General features: G+C 47.2%; 14 protein-coding genes and 1 tRNA gene. 6 read left to right on the top strand and 9 right to left on the bottom strand.

Annotation, left to right across the window (positions count from 1 at the left end):
- Positions 1-3 precede the first annotated feature (3 nt).
- Complete coding sequence (locus tag IE165_RS05080) at positions 4-918, bottom strand: dimethylarginine dimethylaminohydrolase family protein (RefSeq protein ID WP_189625517.1); 915 nt, start codon at positions 916-918, stop codon at positions 4-6.
- Positions 919-1,035: 117 nt separating this feature from the next.
- Here IE165_RS05080 and IE165_RS05075 point away from each other — a divergent pair, with 117 nt between their 5' ends.
- Together IE165_RS05075 and gcvP are read left to right on the top strand one after the other, a co-directional pair.
- The gene (locus IE165_RS05075; protein ID WP_189625516.1) at positions 1,036-1,470 is read left to right on the top strand and encodes a hypothetical protein; all 435 of its coding nucleotides are present in this window, start codon (positions 1,036-1,038) and stop codon (positions 1,468-1,470) included.
- Between the two features lie 244 nt (positions 1,471-1,714).
- On the top strand, positions 1,715-4,588 hold the full coding sequence (gene gcvP / locus IE165_RS05070; RefSeq protein ID WP_189625515.1) for an aminomethyl-transferring glycine dehydrogenase: 2,874 nt from the start codon (positions 1,715-1,717) through the stop codon (positions 4,586-4,588).
- Positions 4,589-4,680: 92 nt separating this feature from the next.
- Here gcvP and IE165_RS05065 read toward each other — a convergent pair whose 3' ends face one another.
- The 7 genes from IE165_RS05065 to IE165_RS05035 form a co-directional block, all read right to left on the bottom strand.
- Entirely contained in the window at positions 4,681-5,502 is an 822-nt protein-coding gene (locus IE165_RS05065) for an N-acetylmuramoyl-L-alanine amidase (RefSeq protein WP_189625514.1), read from the bottom strand.
- A 276-nt stretch (positions 5,503-5,778) separates the two neighbouring features.
- Positions 5,779-7,092 carry a nicotinamide mononucleotide adenylyltransferase gene (locus tag IE165_RS05060; protein ID WP_189625513.1) on the bottom strand — a complete coding sequence of 438 codons (1,314 nt, stop codon included), beginning with the start codon at positions 7,090-7,092 and terminating at the stop codon, positions 5,779-5,781.
- Positions 7,093-7,163: 71 nt separating this feature from the next.
- Positions 7,164-7,706, bottom strand: a complete 543-nt coding sequence (locus IE165_RS05055) for an NUDIX hydrolase (protein ID WP_189625512.1) — start codon at positions 7,704-7,706, stop codon at positions 7,164-7,166.
- A gap of 2 nt (positions 7,707-7,708) precedes the next feature.
- Complete coding sequence (locus tag IE165_RS05050; protein WP_189625511.1) at positions 7,709-9,448, bottom strand: phospho-sugar mutase; 1,740 nt, start codon at positions 9,446-9,448, stop codon at positions 7,709-7,711.
- Positions 9,449-9,558: 110 nt separating this feature from the next.
- Entirely contained in the window at positions 9,559-10,179 is a 621-nt protein-coding gene (locus tag IE165_RS05045) for a hypothetical protein (protein WP_189625510.1), read from the bottom strand.
- Positions 10,176-11,048, bottom strand: coding sequence for an SDR family oxidoreductase (locus IE165_RS05040; RefSeq protein ID WP_189625509.1), 873 nt, complete (start codon positions 11,046-11,048; stop codon positions 10,176-10,178). The genes IE165_RS05045 and IE165_RS05040 overlap by 4 nt, the downstream gene beginning before the upstream one ends.
- Positions 11,049-11,050: 2 nt before the next feature.
- A complete protein-coding gene (locus tag IE165_RS05035) occupies positions 11,051-11,821 on the bottom strand; it encodes an enoyl-CoA hydratase/isomerase family protein (RefSeq protein ID WP_189625508.1) in 771 nt (256 codons plus the stop codon).
- An 84-nt stretch (positions 11,822-11,905) separates the two neighbouring features.
- On the opposite strand from IE165_RS05035, the gene IE165_RS05030 reads away from it, so the two are divergent.
- A complete protein-coding gene (locus IE165_RS05030) occupies positions 11,906-12,439 on the top strand; it encodes an ExbD/TolR family protein (RefSeq protein ID WP_229826358.1) in 534 nt (177 codons plus the stop codon).
- Between the two features lie 26 nt (positions 12,440-12,465).
- Here the strand turns inward: IE165_RS05030 and IE165_RS05025 are convergent, their stop codons facing one another.
- Positions 12,466-15,120 carry a TonB-dependent receptor plug domain-containing protein gene (locus IE165_RS05025; protein ID WP_189625507.1) on the bottom strand — a complete coding sequence of 885 codons (2,655 nt, stop codon included), beginning with the start codon at positions 15,118-15,120 and terminating at the stop codon, positions 12,466-12,468.
- A 90-nt stretch (positions 15,121-15,210) separates the two neighbouring features.
- Here IE165_RS05025 and purD point away from each other — a divergent pair, with 90 nt between their 5' ends.
- The 3 genes from purD to IE165_RS05010 all read left to right on the top strand — a co-directional run bounded on the left by purD (position 15,211) and on the right by IE165_RS05010 (position 18,121).
- On the top strand, positions 15,211-16,485 hold the full coding sequence (gene purD / locus IE165_RS05020) for a phosphoribosylamine--glycine ligase (RefSeq protein WP_189625506.1): 1,275 nt from the start codon (positions 15,211-15,213) through the stop codon (positions 16,483-16,485).
- Between the two features lie 98 nt (positions 16,486-16,583).
- Positions 16,584-16,658 (top strand) — tRNA-Glu (locus IE165_RS05015).
- Between the two features lie 245 nt (positions 16,659-16,903).
- Positions 16,904-18,121 (top strand): site-specific integrase, encoded by a 1,218-nt coding sequence (locus tag IE165_RS05010; RefSeq protein ID WP_189625505.1) that lies wholly within the window; start codon positions 16,904-16,906, stop codon positions 18,119-18,121.
- Positions 18,122-18,778: the final 657 nt, after the last annotated feature.

Genomic DNA, 18,778 nt, shown 5'->3' with positions numbered 1-18,778 from the left:
CGGTCAATCACGGTAAAGTGGGAGTGTCGAACAGCGAAGCAAACCTTCTTGCTTGCCAATCTCTTGATAGGGAATTTCTTCTACAATAACATCCTGCTCGCGTAGCCAATTGTTTAGCCGTGTAAAGTGTTGTTCGCTAACGACAACATCTTCCGATATGGAAAATATATTGCTGCACATTTGATACATTTCTTCGGCATCGATATGAAACAGGTTTTCCTCGCCGAATAGATCCCGTAAGTACCGATAATCATCCGGGTTTCTGAACCCTGCTTGGTGGATAATGGCTTTATTTTTTCCAACGGGTTGGAAACAGCAGTCTAGGTGCAAAGCATTTCTCCGTGCGTCGGTCATCGATTTTACCAGGTCAAATTCCTTAACGATCTTATGTGGAAAGGTTTCCCTCAAAAAATGCACGCCAAGCATGTTTGTTCTAGCCGTGTTGATGTCCGCATAATCGGCTCCTTTATACGTCCCAACGAAAATATAGTCGTTCCAAAGAAGAACGTCGCCGCCCTCAATATGAACTTCACTAGGGGGGATAATGCGCTTTGCAGGATGAATTTGGTTAACAACGGGCGAGATTGCCTGCCACTCTTCCGCGCGATCGGGAAGGATGTTGGCTTTGATAAGGTAGTCATCGATCACAAAACCAATATCCCGAGAAAAGATTTGGTTCAGGTCGGCAATGATTTCCGGTCGATAGACGGTTACCCCATACCGCTTCAGTACCTCCTCAAATCGACGCATCTCCTCACACATGTCCGATTCGCTAGGATAGGTGCCGGCCAAGATGTGTTCCAGCGATTTTGGATCGTATGCCTCTTCCGCCTTGGGGGTAGGACCGTTGCGCTGGGCTGTTCCGAGCAACACTGCACGCAATGTGCTGGTTTCGTTTCGTACAGAAAGATTTAACATAAATAACGTATAATGGTCGTAAAGATGAAATAAAGTTACTTATTTATTTTTCATTATCAACTGTCGCGATGGCCTTAATTTTTTCGATTTATCATATAGCTGATAAATAGACACCTTATGAAAAGTAAATTTTTTTACATCGTGCTTAGCGCGCTTATTGTTTGCGCCTGTACCAAAGAAAAAGAAGTGATGATGGAACCTGCTGACGGCCTTGAAGTAAAACTGGTTGTGGCCTCCGGTTGGTGTGGAAAAGAAAAGACGGTCGTTATAAACGAGAATCAAACAAGTCGAGATCTTCGCGAAAATACGTGTAAAAAGAGTAAGGTATACACCGTACGGAAAACGGACGAGGCAACCTTTGAAAAGCTCCGTAATTTCCTGCGCGAGCTTGACCTCTATGAACGGGAATACCGAGAGTGTGATCGCTGCCGAGATGGTGTGGATTATATCTTGACCATCAACGATGGTGAGCGTGTGATCGAGCAAAGTATAGGTTTTGAAAATAAGGAAAAAGGCATGGAGGCGTTTCGTGCTTTCTTGGAAGAGTTGTAGTGTTGGCGCGCTTGGATTTGTTACAAAACAAGTAGAATTAGGCCTTCATAATCAGCGCCTTGTTGGCTTTTGATGATGCGCAATCGATTGCCATTTTTTTACAGGGAAGAAATGAATGGAAGCCCTATTTATTCGCGATTAAAATCGTATTTTTGCACTCTCAAAACGTATATGAAAAAGTGTCATTCTACAGGCCAGCTTGGACGGGCTTAGGGCGATGCAAATGAAAAAGTTAAGCGCAAAAATGAGCAACGTATTTTATCAAGAAAAATTTCAGGATCGTCACAATGGCCCACGGGCAGAAGAGGCGCAAGAGATGTTAGCCTTCCTAGGCGTACAATCGGTAGATGAACTTATCGAGCAAACCGTTCCCAGCCAAATTAGACTGAAGAAAGCCCTAGCCTTACCCGAGGCCCTGAGTGAGAAAGCCTATTTAGCCAAAGTAAAACAGCTTGCAGATAAAAACAAAGTATTCAAATCTTATATTGGGCAAGGTTACTACGATGTGACCGTGCCTGGCGTGATTCAACGCAATGTGTTGGAAAATCCAGGGTGGTACACGCAGTACACACCGTACCAAGCAGAAATTGCACAGGGACGCTTGCAAGCTTTGCTAAATTTCCAAACGGCGGTTTCGGATCTTACGGGTTTGGAAATTGTGAATGCCTCGCTGTTGGATGAAGCGACGGCGGCGGCCGAAGCCATGTTCATGTTGTATAATGCACGTAAAAATAAAGCGGCCAATGTATTCTTAGTAACTCCGAATATTTTCCCACAGACATTGGATGTGTTGCAAACGCGTGCAACGCCCTTTGGTGTGGAAATTCGTGTTGCGGATATAGAAGAATCGAACTTGGCGGACGATGTCTTCGCCATATTCATTCAATACCCTGCTGCCGATGGTACGCTAGCGACGTACGCAGCGTTGACCGCTGCGGCGCATGAGCGGAATATTACGGTATGCGTTGCCGCTGATCTTCTTGCGCTAGCGCTATTGGTGCCTCCAGGAGAATGGGGTGCTGATGTGGTTGTCGGTAACTCGCAACGTTTTGGCGTGCCTATGGGCTTTGGTGGCCCCCACGCGGCTTTTTTCGCAACAAAAGACGCGTATAAACGAAACATTCCTGGCCGTATCATCGGCGTAACATCAGATGCTAACGGTAATTACGCACTGCGGATGGCCTTGCAAACCCGCGAGCAACATATCCGGCGCGACAAGGCGTCATCCAATATATGTACTGCACAGGCGCTGTTGGCTATCATGGCTTCTTTCTATGCTGTTTACCACGGTGCTGAAGGGATCAAAAACATTGCGAGCCGTGTCAATGACTTAACCAGATTATTGGACAAAGCCTTGCAAGAACTAGGTTACGAACAAACAAATACCTCGTATTTTGACACCTTGCGGGTTGTTGTTGGCGACCAAATTGGTGCGCTAAAAGGCGAAGCCTTGAATAATGAACTGAACTTTTTCTATCATGAAGGCGTTGTCGGTATCTCTATCGATGAAACGACGACCTTCGAAGATATTCAAACGATCGTTAAGGTCTTTGCGAAGATCAAAGCAAAGAGTGTGAATGATATTGATCTAGCAGGAATGGTCGAAGCATTGTCTCCGTCTATCCCGGAAGCGTTGGTTCGTACATCTGCTTACTTGACCCACCCAATCTTTAACAGCTACCGCTCCGAGAGCGAGATGTTGCGTTATATCAAAACCTTAGAATCCAAAGATCTTTCGTTGTGTCATTCCATGATTCCTTTGGGCTCCTGTACCATGAAATTGAATGCGACAACCGAGATGGTACCCTTGACATGGGCGCATTTTGGAGGTTTGCACCCTTTTGCACCGGCGGATCAAACGTCGGGTTATATGCAGTTGATTAATGAATTGAATGATTGGTTGTCTGAGATTACCGGGTTTGCGAAGATGTCTTTTCAACCCAATTCAGGTGCACAGGGCGAATATGCGGGGCTTATGGTCATCCGTGCCTACCACGAGAGCCGTGGCGAAGCACATCGGAACATTTGTTTGATTCCAGCATCGGCGCACGGTACTAACCCAGCATCTGCTTCGATGGCGGGCTTAAAAGTGGTGGTGGTTAAATGTGATGCTTTTGGAAACATCGATGTGGCAGATCTTCGGGCAAGAGCAGAAGAGCACAGTGCCAACCTAAATTCGTTGATGGTCACTTACCCGTCCACGCATGGCGTTTTCGAGGAGTCGATTATTGAAATCTGTTCCATCATTCACGAACATGGCGGACAGGTATATATGGACGGAGCCAATATGAACGCGCAGGTAGGCTTAACCAGCCCTGGTTTTATCGGTGCTGATGTTTGCCACTTGAACCTACACAAAACATTCTGTATTCCCCACGGTGGTGGCGGACCTGGTATGGGTCCAATTGGAGTGGTCGAACACTTAGTGCCTTTCCTGCCGAATCATGAGGTAATATCCGTTTCTGGCGAGCAAGGTATTTCTGCGGTCTCCGCAGCACCTTTTGGATCAGCATCGATCTTGACGATCTCGTACGCCTATATCGCGATGATGGGCGCAGAGGGATTGACGGCCGCAACAAAGATGGCCATCTTAAATGCCAACTATATCAAGGGACGTTTGGAAGGCCATTATTCGGTATTGTATGCAGGCGCGAATGGCCGTTGTGCACACGAGATGATATTGGACTGCCGAGGCTTCAAAAATGTAGGCATTGAGGTTGCTGATATCGCGAAGCGATTGATGGACTACGGTTTCCACGCACCGACGGTATCGTTCCCTGTGGCTGGTACCTTAATGGTCGAACCCACGGAGTCAGAGTCTAAAGCAGAGCTTGATCGCTTCTGTGATGCCCTAATTGCTATCCGCGCGGAAATAGCCGCTATAGAAGCGGGCGAAGCTGATCAAAAGGAAAACCTGCTGAAGCATGCGCCACACACCGCAGAAGTCGTTACTGCCGATGCCTGGAACAGACCATATAGCAGACAGACAGCGGCTTACCCGTTGCCGTATTTGAAAGCTAATAAGTTCTGGCCTTCCGTCGGTCGTGTAAACGACTCGCAAGGAGATCGCACCTTGATCTGTTCTTGTCCTGCTATTGAAGAATATGCAGAAGCTTAATTAGCGGCTATATGTTACAACAAAAGCGCCCGTCGTGTACGATCACAACGGGCGCTTTTTTGCTATGTGGTTATCAAAAGCCCCCAAGCGGGCTATAAATATTTTTTAAAGATCGCATACAGTATTTTGAGGTCTTGGGCTGTTAAGGTTGCGGTATTGGTATCCCGTTGGATATAGTGGATCTTGAAGGCTTTAATGGCCGCATTTACATTTTTAACGTCATAGCCAATGATACGCAAAGCCAGTTTCGGGTCAAAATTTAAAGGTGGTTCTTCCAGTACCTCATCATACCAAAAGCCGAAGCCGCGGTCGGCCAATTTTTTCCAAGGAAATCTAGAAGGATCGTTTTTCCGTGTTGGCGCGTAGTCCATGTGGCCGATAAAATTAGCCTGTGGAATCTTGTAGCTCTCTTTGAGGTACTGCAGCAGGCTCAGCAGGGAGGCAATTTGTGCATCGGGCCAAGGGTCGGTAAGGCCATTGTTGTCTAACTCGATACCGATCGAGGAAGAGTTCAGGTCGGTATCATTGCCCCAGCGTCCTAGCCCCGCATGGTGTCCACGATAAAGATCGTTCACCATTTGTACAATCTTACCGTCGCGCCCGATGACATAATGCGAGCTGACACCAACCTTCTCATTGTGGAATGTTTTTACCGTTTGCGCGAGAGAATCCTGCGCGGTGTGGTGTATCATAACGTAGTTAGGTTTTCGTGTACCAAAGTTCGTTGATGCAATCCACTCTTTGTTCGTCGATAATACTTTGTCCAATTGCCCTACTACAGGAGCTTGCTTGTATTGTTCTGCAAAACCTTTCGCCTTTTCTGCATAAATCTTCTCCGTGGCGGCATACTTTCCGCCTCCACAGGACGCTACGATAAATAGTAGCGCCGGAATTCCATAACTTGTCCGTTTCATCGTGTCAAACCGTTTACTTTTCTCAAATGTACAATAGATGTTTCACAAAAACCATCCCAGTTGATATATTGATGGTGAGGAAGTGATAAGGTGAGGAAGTGATAAGGTGATGGAAGTGATATGGTGAGGAAGTGATATGGTGATAAAGTGATAAGGTGATGGAAGTGATAAGGTGATGGTAGTGATAAGGTGAGGAAGTGATAAGGTGATAAAGTGATAGAAGTGAGAAAGTGAACGGGTTGATGGAGGGAAGCTTTAGATTTGTAAAAACGGTGATTAGACCGTTTTTACAAATTTCTCATCGTAGTTTTCGATATCGACGATGTATTTATTTTGGATCAAGAAGTCGAAAAGGTGATGCGCTTCATCTGCTACGGGCATATTTTTCGTCGTGACAATCTCGTTCGTTTTTTTATCAAGATAAGGGTAGGCGTAGAGCTTTACGTTTTTGCTGAACATGCCGGAGATATAGGAAAGCAATTCGTTGGTGTACTCTTCCATGTTATACTGCTGCGTGTTGAAGATGTTTTTCAGATTCGCGACGTTGGTGGCAATACCTACATGTTTGGGTTTGAAAGATTTCACGAACTCGGCCAAGTGGTTGTTGCGATGGAAATTGGAAACCATAATATTGTTACCGGTCGAGCAAAGGTATTCTGCTCGTTCGGCAAAATATTTAAGGTCATCTTCGGTAATAGAGCTGTCTTCGTCCAGTGCATTGCCCATTAACACTTCAATAAGTACCACGGTGTCGTTGGGCGTTGCCCCGGTATTCTTCTTAAATTGCTCTACGGCGAGGTTAAAGAGATCAAAATTCGGATTGGATTTTTGCCGGTATTTCGTCCGCAGAATAATGATGTTCTTCTTGTACAGGTAGTCCTTGATTTGTGCAGCCTTTGCATCAGGGCGGAAAATGGCGGCCTTGGCAAATCCCTTAGCAATGAGGTAGAGGTTTAGCAAGCGTTCATTGGCCTGTTCAAAAACAGGACCGGATACTTTCACCAAATCAATCTCGACGGAACCAATAGACAGGTTATCCACCAACGACTCGATCATGGTTTGCGGGTCTTCGGCGTAATAGTAGGCTGCAAAAATTAGATTGACGCCTAAGATGCCCAACACTTTGGACTGTAATCGCGAGTCGCTATCCAACAAGCGTATATGAATGACAATGTCGTTGACAGGACCGCCCACTTCATGCTGAAAACGCACGCCAATCCATCCGTGCGGATCATTCGTCTTCGTAAAGTTAAGCGTCGTCACCGTATCGGCAAAGGCGAAGAACTTCTTTGAGCCGTATTTCTCGCCATGTAAACGCTCGGTCAGGAGATTAAACTCGTGGTGCAGCATCTTGGTCAGTCGTGTGCGGCTCACATAGCGACCAGATTCTTCCACGCCATAGATGGCATCGCTAAAGGCCATATCGTAGGCAGAGATGGTTTTGGCGATGGTGCCTGAGGCAGCTCCTGCTTCGAAGAAGTTCCGGGCGACTTCCTGGCCGGCTCCGATCTCGGCAAATGTGCCGTAGATATCGGGATTTAGATTAATTTTTAATGCTTTACGTTTTGTCTCAAAGATTTCTCTTCCCATAGCGCAAAGGTACAAAAATCATGTGGATTATTCGGGCAGCAGTGCCTGGTGGGAAATAAAATTAGGCCTGCTTAAAGCAAACCTAATTTTTTAAAAGTATAGAACAAAGCAGATGTATGCAGTGCCTGCCCGATCTTGTTGTCGAGTAAAAACTGCCTTGCCTCAGGGATAGACATATGGACAACCTCAATATCTTCGGACGCATCCAGCTCCTGCTCTTGCACTTTACGTCCTCCCTGCAGCAGATAGGTGTGGGTGATGTTACCGCTGGTTGCCGGGTTGGCGTATAGTTCGCAGATTTTTTCGATCGAGTCGAAGGCATATCCGGTTTCTTCCAGGAGCTCACGTCGAGCCGCTACTTCGGGTGCTTCGCCCGCCTCTACCACGCCTGCAGGCAGCTCCACCAAAATCTGGCCCGCGCCATGTCGGTACTGCCGAACAAAAAGAACCTCGTCCGCTTCGGTGATGCCCACCATATTTACCCAGGTGGGATACTCCAAAACATAATATTCATCTTTGATGGCTCCATTTGGCATTTGCAATTTGTCGACACGTAAGGTCGCCCAAGGTCGTTGGATGATGTAACGAGAGTCGAGCAATGTCCACTTTTCCATGGTTAGCTCTTTACAATGTCTGCCATAATGTTTTTGACCTTTTCTTCCAGTTTCAGCGCAACCGCTTCATACTGTGCACGGCTATCCAATTTTTCCTTTACCGAACAGTAAAACTTGATTTTAGGTTCCGTTCCGGAAGGTCTCGCGGAGATCACATCGCCGTCTACGGTAATAAACTGCAAGACATCTGATTTTGGAAGATCGATGCTGGTTTGTGTATGGCCCGCCAGCACGGTTGAAATGCCTTTTTCGTAGTCGCGAATTTCTTTTACCGCAACGCCTCCTAAGGATTGGGGCGCATTGGCGCGCAAGTCGGCCATCATCTGCTTGATTTCGTCGGCTCCGGCTTTTCCTTTCTTCGTTAGGGAAATCAGCTTTTCTTGGTAGAAACCATATGTTTCGTAAATTTCCAAAAGCACGTCAAAAAGTGATTTGCCTTGGTTTTTAAAGTAAGCGGCCATTTCGGCAATAAACGCACAGGAGTTAACGGCGTCTTTATCACGAACCAAGTCGCCGACGAGGAAGCCATAGCTTTCTTCGCCACCAACGAGGTAGTTTTCTTGCCCTTGTACACGCGTGATTACCTCGCCGATAAATTTGAAACCGGTTAATGTTTCGTAGAATTTGACGCCGAAGCTTTCACCAATGTCGCTCATAAGATTGGAGGTAACGATGGTTTTTACAATAAAATCGTTGTCCTTTAACGTTCCTTTCTCTTTTTTGGCGCTCAAAACGTAGTAGATCAACAAGCTGCCTATTTGATTTCCGTTCAGGAGTTGTATCTCGCCCTTATGGTTTTTCACGGCAAGGCCTACGCGGTCGGCATCCGGATCGGTAGCCATTACCACATCGGCGTCCAGCTCTTCGCCTTTCTTTTTGGCCATGGACATGGCTTCCTCCTCCTCGGGGTTTGGATAAACCACTGTGGGGAAGTTGCCGTCTGGTTTAGCCTGTTCCTCTACGACATGCACATTGGTAAACCCCCAGGCCTCCAACATTTTCGGTACGATGGTGATGCCCGTTCCATGGATAGAAGAAAATACGATTTTAAGATCTTTTTGTGCTGCCACCGCATCGGGATGGATGCTAAGCTTTTTGTTGGCGTCGATATAAAGTTGATCAAATGCTTCACCGACCAAGGTAATATTTTCTTCCTTGCGGTCGAATTTGATATCGCTGACAGATTCGATGGCATTTACTTCAGTGATGACGTTTTTATCATGTGGCGCAACCAACTGTCCGCCATCGTTCCAATAGGCTTTGTAACCATTGTATTCTTTGGGGTTGTGGGATGCGGTCAGCATGACACCGCCTTGGCAACCAAAATGGCGCACCGCAAACGAAAGCATCGGTGTGGGGCGCAGCTCCTCGAATAGGTAAACCTGAAAGCCATTCGCAGAAAAGACATCAGCCACGAGATGTCCAAATTTTTGGGAATTGTTACGGCTATCATATGATACGGCAACGTTGATCTGCTGCTCGGGGAATTGTTTTTTCAGGTAGTTTGCCAAGCCTTGTGTCGCTTTGCCGATGGTATATTTGTTCATCCGGTTGGAGCCTACTCCCATAATACCGCGGAGGCCGCCCGTTCCAAATTCCAGTTCTTTATAAAAAGAGTCGATCAACTCTGTTTCTTCGTTATTGTCCACAAGTTTTTGAACCTGTCCTACCGTGTCGGCATCGTATTCTGCACGTAACCATTGTTGTATGCGGTTATTTGTGGCTTGGTCAATAGTATTCATTCTAGATAGCTGTTTTTTTGTCTAAATATAGGGGTTTCTTTTTAATCCATATGGGGGATAACCGCGAATTTACGGTGCAAAAGGGCAAAATCTTTCTCAGGCGGTCAAAGTTAAGCATCGCACCAGCCATAAGCCCTGTCTAGCACCAAAATATACCAAGCACCTTGATGTTTTTTAACATGAAAAATCAGATTTTCATCCTGTGTAAGCACCACGCGATAGCTGTCTTTTTCGAGGTTCTTGATTGCTGCCACGGCGGCTTCGTCGATCTCTTTGAACTCCTGTTTGAAGGCGGCGATTTCAGCGAGCTGATTGGCCTGCTTTGTCGTGTCGCAGAAGAAGCCCAGTTTGTCCCATTTTTCCCCGCCGCAGTCGTAGGTGGGCACCTCTCCGAAGGTCAATACATAATCGTTTTCGAACGTGGTATAGGGGAAATGCTCCGGCACGGGGTTTTTGAAGTCGATGCTGTCGACATGCTCGTAGGTGTCCATGGCTCCAGGCCGGTAAATGATATACAGGCCGAGGTCGGGATGGATCAACGCATTTGCCTTTTCGTTGTCTTGACTCATGTAGGCGCGCGCAAATCGGGTGATCACCTCCGTGATCGCTTGGGTATCTGCTAGCTGCGCGCTATCGGTCACCGTGTTTTTCGTTTCTTCTGTCTTCTTTGTGCGGTTACAGGATGACAACAGCATCGCAGCGCAGCAGAAGGCCAGCATTAAGTTTCTCATGATTTATTGTTTTTTCGAATGGTATCGGCAATCGTGTCCCACATCTCGGGAGGGATGGCTTCCATGTTGTTAAATTCGCCGGCGCCCTGTAGCCATTCGCCACCATCTATGGTCACCACCTCACCGTTGATAAATCCGGCAAAGTCGGACAGCAAAAAGGCGGCCAAATTAGCTAGCTCTTGGTGTTCGCCCACGCGCTTCAGGGGGACACGGTTCTTAAAATCAAATTTTTCGATCAGTTCGCCGGGCAGCAGTCTGTCCCAAGCTCCCTTCGTCGGGAAAGGGCCAGGGGCTATGGCGTTGTTCCGGATGCCATACTTGCCCCATTCCACCGCCAGCGATCGGGTCAAGGCCAATACACCGGCTTTGGCGATAGCCGACGGCACCACATACCCAGAGCCGGTAAAGGCATAAGTCGTGACAATATTCAGCACCGAAGCTTTTTGTTTCTTGGCAATCCAGTTTTTTCCGAAGGTCAGCGTGCAATTTGTGGTTCCCTTCAGCACGATATCGATCACGGTTGAAAAAGCATTTGCCGAAAGCCGTTCCGTAGGTGATATAAAATTTCCAGCGGCATTGTTCACCAATAGGTCTACCTGACCGAAGGCCTCTTCGGCGCGCGCCAGGAGTGCTTCCACCTGTTCCACGTGGCGCACATCGCATGCGACAGGTAGGACTTTATTTCCCGTAACGGCATGGATCTCTTGCGCGGTTTGCTGCAGGACGTCCAGCTTTCTGCTCGTGATCACAACGTGGGCACCCAACTCCGAAAAATACTGTGACATGGCTTTGCCCAGTCCTGTTCCGCCGCCGGTTACGACAACGGTCTTGCCGAGCAGCGCGTCTGCCTTTAATGCTCCTTGAACCATCTTTATCCCTTCTTTTTGGTGAGATTATCGATTATTGTCTTCAAAATCTGGCGCGTCGTTGGACGCCACCATTGTGCTAACACCTGTTGGATAGCTTCTGTTTTGTTTTCCTGTATATTTTGTAGCAGGGTCTGGCGCAGGTTTACTTTGGTTGCTCCCCATGCTGCCCGGTCAAACTGTGTCCAGCTCTTCGCCTTCCGGCTGGCAGCCGTTTGTATACGATCGGCCGGAACCAGCTCATCCACCAATCCGATTTCCAGTGCCGCGCTAGGCGAAAGCAGTTTGCCTTCCAGCAGGTTCCTATATGCAGTGGGCTGGCCGATCCAAAAGCTGTATAGCGCAAAAATACTCGAGGGCACAACAATGCCCACCGGCACCTCGTTAAGTCCGATGACATAATCACCTTCGGCCATGATGCGGTAGTCGCAACAAAGCGCCAACACGCAGCCACCAGCGGGGCTGTGTCCCGTTATCGAGGCGATCACCGGCTTCGGAAGCGATGCCAACGTATAGATCACCGACATAAAAATTTCCCAAAACTCCTGCATAGTGGGCTCCTCATACCCGTATAGCGTGATCAGGTCTAGACCCGACGAAAAAAAGCCTTCCTTGCCGTGCAGTATGATGGCTTCGATTGCCGGATTGTCGTTGGCCGCACGAAGTTCTTCCTGCAGTTCTTTCAGCATCTCCAAGTGTAGGGCATTTGACTTGCCGCGGTCCAGTCCGATGTAGGCGATATGATCGGTGATTTGTGTTTTGATGAATTCCCTCATAATCCTGTTATCCTAAGTTTATGGAAAAATACGGAAAATATCATCAATAGTTTAATTAACCGATGTTTTACTTTTAACGATACGATGATGGCCGAATTGACAAACAACAACAGCAGCAGTGGGAAAAACCAACGCAGGAGCATCCGCAACAGGCCTATGCCCAAGGTCGATTTAACAGCTATGGTCGATTTGGCCTTTCTATTGATCACGTTTTTTATGCTTACCACCTCGCTGCAAACACCGCATCGTTTGGATGTGGCCATGCCCGACAAGACGGGCCCGCTCAGCACGCCCATCCTTTTGAGCGAAGATCGCACGCTGAATATCCTGTTGGCTGCTAACAACGAATTAGTTTACTACCGGGGCGCGTCCGAGTTGCCTAAATCTGTTCCGCAGCGCGTGGGCTATGGCAAGCTGGGTTTGGGCCAACTGCTCGTTCAGCTGCGGGATCAGGTGAAGCAGGCAACGGGAGGGCAGGATCTTATTGTGCTGATCAAGCCCAGCGAGGAGGCTGTCACCAAGAATGTGGTCGATGTGCTGGATGCCGTACAACAGGCAGCGATCAAGCGCTACATGATCGCCAAGTTGGATGCCAACGAGCAAACAATGCTGCGGTAACCCAATAAAAAAGGCATCGCCCTTTTTTATTGGGGTTTCACCTCGAGGGTAAGGGTTTTATGCACCATGCGCCCTCCAAAATCGATGCCCTCGATCGTGATCAGGTATGTTCCCGCTTCATCTGCCGTGTAGAAATCAAAAGCGGCTTTTCCTTCTTTATCGGCAATCAGATTAGGTTCCCAATGGATGGTGGTGCGCAAATCTTGATTGAGCGCTGTTTCGGAGCCCACCTCATACACCGGCTTGTAGAAAGTTTTGTTCAGGTGATAGCCTTTAGGCTGCAGCGTAATGATCCCTTTGGGTGTATAGTTGCGTATGGCATCCCTGCCCGTCTTGGTCGTGATCACGATCACGCCATTGGCGCCATAAGAGCCGTAGATCGCGGTATAGTTTATGTTGCGCAATACTTCCACGCTTTGTACGTCTATCGGGCTGATCATGGATAGCTGGTCGCCTTCGATATACATACCATCCAAAATGATCTGCATGGCGCCGCCGCCGCGGGTGCTGTAAGGCACGCCATTCCGAAACATGACCCCTAATAATCGCCCGTTAAGACAGATGTCCAAGGTAGGGCAGGTCTCTAACTCCTCGGCAGAGATCACTTGATCGGCATTGCCGGGGCCGTTGAGGTTGGCCGAGCTTTCCGAAGCTTTGTGACGCGGACGCGTTGCCGTAACCACGACCTCTTCGATCGCTATGCTTTTCTCCATCAAACCTTGCGACTCCAAGCCTGCAAAATAATTTTTACTTTGCAGGATTTCGTCCAGCAAGAGGCTATTGACATCGTTCTTTACTGCAGGTTCGTTTTTGTTGGGACCAATTTTTGGCGTCGTAGCCGGAGATACAATGATATCAATATTATTCTTTCCCTTCTCGTCTTTGGCCGTGATCAAAAATTTGGCACTATCGGCGAAAGCCAGCTCATCAAACACAAAATTTCCATCTTCGGTAGCCACAGTATCGACAAAGTCCATAAAGTTCTGTGTAGATACCAACGTGATTTTGGCGCCGGATGCCGGTGCTTTCCGTCCAAGCTTGCGCGCCTGTCCGCTGATACTGATGCTCTGCTCGGGGAGAAACGCAGGTTCGGCTTTTTCATCCAGTCGGGACCAGTCTATCTTTCGCCACGCTTGGGTTAGCAGTAGGTTGTCCAGATCGGTCAGGTGGCTTTCGTCGGCGAAATAATAACTTGGATTTTCGATATGGCCTTTGATGTCGGCGGCGAGAAAAAGATTCGTATGTATATTTCCGGCGTTAGCAGAATCGATGTCCGTTTTGCTGCGGTTGATGACAGCTGCCGAAAGCGCGGCATAGCGTGTTGTGTCCGTCCCGCTGCCGGCCTGTAGCTCGACAGACACCTTTGATCTAGGCTGGCTGCTCTGGCTGCTGAGCGTCACCGACAGCGGCAGCGCGTCTTCATCCTTCGCGATAAATACCGGTCGCTCGATCAGCGGTTGCATGCGGCTGTTCAGTATACTGATGGTAAGGATCCCCGCAGGGAGCTCGGCCTTGGCCACCGAAAAGATCAGTTCGTTTTTGGAGGCTGCCTGCTTGGATACGTAGTATACACGACCGTTGTATTGCACCATAAAGTAGATGTCGCTGTTGTCTTGCTTGTCGCTGCTGAGGTTGATCTGCGCAAAGAGTTTTGCTTTGTTGCCATTGTTGACCTGTATGTTAAGACCTGATGGCGTTATCGCTGGCAAGCTGCTTTCTACCCGTGTGCCATCGTCGAAAAGGGTAATGGCGCGCAGTGCTTGCGTGCCGTCAACAAAGAGGGGCGAGGAGCCCATGCCCAATGCGTTGGTGCTTATCATGGCGGCGGTATCGCCAGAAGGGGCGATGATAAACGTTTTCGCAGCAATACCCAATCCATTTGGTCGCAACGCTTTGATCGCCAGTTTGTTGATACTGCCCGCTAGGAGGTGGCCGCCTTCAGGAAAGAATTGAACACTGTTTTCCTGCTGCTGGGCGGCCGGCAATTTAAATACCTTTTGAATGGGTGCTTGTTGTTTGTTGTCGAAGTTGATGGCGAGTTTGGCGTTCCCATACTCTTCGCGAAACGGGATGCCTATTCTTCCGTTCGCATCGCTGTTTACACGGCCCCGCTTGAGGCTCTTGTCACCCTGTGTAATTTGGTACCGCACGGAGACATCTGCCAGTGGATTTTTGTTGAGGTCTTGCAGCACGATGCTGTAATTTTCGCCTTGCAAACCCGATTGGGTAAGCACGTTATCAAGCCTTCCGTTGCTGATTTCTATATTTTGGTTGAAAAAGTAGCTGCTGCTATCGTTGCGCATCCAGTTGCTATAGGCCCGCAGTTGATAGGTTCCTTCGATAAGCGTGTCGACCAGGCTGATATCCCCCACACCCAATCCGCTGGTTAGTGGAATTTTCAGGGCCGATATGACACGGTCTTTCGGGTCGATCAGGTCGACATACATGATCTTGCTCAGATTCGATAACAGGTTTTCCACGCCAACAACTTCGTAGGCCTTGAACCAGATCGTTTCGCCCGCCGTGTAAGACGTCTTATCTAGATGTAAATGTATTTTTTCAATTGGTCTGGAATCATGGTAGGCATTGATTTTGGCTAATAATCCCTGTATGTCTTGAGCCCTTGCACCGCTGATAATAAGCATAAACAGCGTTAGGAACGGAAGTGTTTTCCAAATCATAATGGTCAAAAATTTACTCAATTTACGAAAAATTACATACACCCGATTAATTTTTGTAGATTATTGATTTTCATCGGTATCTTTGTCGATATGAACATTCTAATTCTTGGTTCGGGCGGAAGAGAGTCTGCCTTTGCATATAAATTATCGAAAAGTCCACGCTTAAACCAATTGTTTATTGCCCCAGGGAATGCGGGAACCGGACAGTATGGACAAAATATAGACCTTAAGGTAACGGATTTTGAAGGTATCGGTGCTTTTGCCCTTGCCAATCATGTCGATATGGTATTGGTGGGCCCCGAGGAGCCTTTGGTAAAAGGCGTGCACGACTTCTTTTTGGGCCGCGAGGAGCTGAAGCATATCCCGGTCATCGGCCCGCAGCAGGAAGGTGCGCAGCTTGAAGGATCAAAAGATTTCTCCAAAGAATTCATGCAACGCCACGGCGTGCCTACGGCCGCTTATCGCTCGTTCGACCAGTCCAACCTGCAGGAAGGGCTGGCCTACCTGGAAACGCAAAAATTGCCGATCGTTTTGAAAGCCGATGGCCTCGCCGCAGGAAAGGGCGTGTTGATCTGCGAAACGCTGGAGGATGCAAAGGCGGAGCTGAAAGCGATGATTGCGGATGCTAAATTCGGCGCGGCTTCGGCTGTCGTGGTTATCGAAGAATTTTTGAAAGGTATTGAACTGTCTGTGTTCGTCTTGACCGATGGCACATCCTATAAAGTATTGCCCTCGGCAAAAGATTACAAACGCATCGGCGAGGGCGATACGGGCCTTAATACAGGTGGCATGGGCTCTATCTCGCCGGTTCCATTTGCTGACGAGTCTTTCTTGAGCAAGGTCGAAGAGCGTATTATCAAACCTACGGTGGATGGTTTGAAAAAGGACAATATTCCCTACAAGGGTTTTATCTTCATCGGTTTGATGAATGTGGATGGCGAACCTTTTGTCATCGAATATAATGTGCGTATGGGTGATCCGGAGACGGAATCGGTGTTGCCCCGTATCGAATCGGATTTGGTGGATCTGTTGGAGGGTGTCGCGCAAGGTAACTTGGCACAGCGTTCTTACACGGTAAGCCCCAAAACTGCTGTAACGGTGGTTCTCGTTTCCGGAGGCTATCCGGGCGACTACGAATCGGACAAAGAGATTACCAATATCGAAAATGTGGAAGATGCTATTGTTTTTCATGCAGGTACGAAAGAGGTCGACGGCAAAGTGGTGACGGCTGGTGGTCGCGTGTTAGCGGTCACTACACTACAAGATAACCTGTTTGATGCGCTGCAGCAGGCCACGGCAGACGCCGGAAGGATCTTTTTTGAACGCAAATATTTCCGTCGGGATATTGGCTTTGACCTGATCTAAAAAATAATCTTTTCAATTTCAGCCTATTATACGATAGGCTGAAAAATTATTTTGGAGATACGGAAAGACGCCTTATATTTGCATCACCAAAAGCAAATGGCCCGTTCGTCTAGGGGTTAGGACGCAAGATTTTCATTCTTGAAACAGGGGTTCGATTCCCCTACGGGCTACCAGACTTGAAGTCAAAACTTACAAAAGCCTGCAAACGTGTTGTTTGCAGGCTTTTGTGTTTTTACGGAGAATCGGTTTTTTCAGAAATTCCCATAAAACAAGCGCGTCAACTGGCGCGTCACCCTACGGAAAACAATGACGCGCTGAAAAGGGTTTAAATGTCTGACAGTAAACATGTTGCGTGTTTAAACATCTTGACTGCTTTTGGCTGCAGGGCTAATTTTGTTTAACTTTTAATGATTGTATCATGAGTACAAATTATTCCCTCAGTTTCTTGCTTAAGAAACCAAAGAACGACAAGGGTCAACCGCGTCCAGTTTACATGCGTATTACCGTGGATAAAGAGCAGAAAGAAATCTCCGTAGGCCGCGACTGTGAGCCCTCCCGATGGAATTCGGCAGCTAACAGAGCCAAGGGCACCAGAGAAGAAGCGCGGACGCTGAACGCTTACCTAGAGACGCTCATCCAAAAAGTCTCGGAGATCCACCACACGATGGTAAGGAATCGAACTAAGGTCACGGCCAAGGCGATCAAGCTGAAATTTCTTGGACGTGATATTCCACAAAAAATGTTGCTTAAGGTATTTGCGGAGCACAATGCGCAGATGAAGTCCTTACTTGGTAATGGATTTAAACCAAACACCCTGAAAGGGTACACCACATCCATCAGCCATATGACTGCGTATTTAAAGCAGGAGCTTTCTATGGGTGATATCGAAGTGCGCGATATCGACCATGCCTTTGTTACAGGCTATGAATTCTTCCTTCGCTCTAGTTTAGGGTGTTCGGAAATATCAGCCGCAAAATACATCAAACATTTTCGCAAGATCACGAAAATCTGCATTGTCCATCGTTGGGTCGAGGACGATCCATTTGCCTTTTACAAAAACAAGGCAAAAGCAAGACCAAAGGAGTTCTTAACCAAGGCAGAACTTGAACGTATTGAGACAAAGGAATTTGGGATCGAAAGACTCAGTCAGGTACGCGATATATTTGTATTCTGTTGTTATACAGGACTATCTTATGCGGACGTCAGTAAACTTAACCATTCAGATGTTGCCAGAGGTGTGGACGGAAAGCTATGGATATTAACTACAAGAGAGAAAACAGAAACGTCTTCAAATATTCCGCTGCTTGCTGCCCCATTACGAATCATTGACCGTTACCGGGATTATCCACCTTCGGCAGCTAAAAATCTTCTTCTTCCTGTGCTGAGCAACCAGAAGATGAACAGTTACCTCAAAGAGATTGCAGACTTGTGCGCTGTCGATAAAGAAATCACCTTCCACATGTCAAGGCATACATTTGCAACAACGGTAACGCTGGCAAACAATGTGCCCATAGAGACCGTTTCCAAAATGCTTGGACACACGGACATCAAAACCACGCAGCACTATGCAAAGCTGCTTGATACGCGCGTTGCGCACGATATGTCACAATTAGAAATCAAGCTGAATAAATCGTAGTCTAGGCGCAGTCCGGCTGAGTAAACAGCTGAACTGCTTTCTTTGAATTGGGTGAGGTACTTTAAAACTCCCTAGTTGTTGTAAGAAAGTTGTTTGTTATGGTACTGAAATTACCTACATCACGAAGTTCGTGAGCCGATTAATGCTGCTAATCGGCTCATGATTTTGATATATATGAGCCGATTACGTCATAATGTTTATTCATAATCTGTAATTATCAATACATTAGTAAAGAAAACATGAAAAACGGTCGTTTTCTGCGACGAAAATAATAGATTGACCGCTTGCCACTATTCCGATTGATATTCTGTATCAAAATTTTGTTTCACAAAACTATGTGTCATAAACTAGCACAACAAATGCTTTTGGGAAAATAGGATATGCTAGGGTAAGTACCCAAGAATAGAACGTAAACATGCAGATCGATGCGTTGAAAAATGTTGGTTGCGATATCAAATTTGAAGAGGAGATTTCTAATAAAATAAAAGAACGCCCCCCATCTTACAATGCTGTTCGAAAAGTTAAAATAGGGTGATTTTTTCATTCTAATTAAGCATTACAGAAAATTAAACATTGGATATACTTAAATACAATTTAGTTCGCTTATTTAGCGATTTGTAGGTCTATCACTTTACTAATGATATATAAGGACTTTAA

Origin of the sequence: Sphingobacterium griseoflavum, assembly GCF_014653155.1 — a bacterium.
Taxonomy (GTDB): Bacteria; Bacteroidota; Bacteroidia; order Sphingobacteriales; family Sphingobacteriaceae; genus Sphingobacterium; species Sphingobacterium griseoflavum.
Note: the sequence above shows the minus strand (reverse complement) of the source record. Positions and strands in the feature narration are given on the sequence as shown.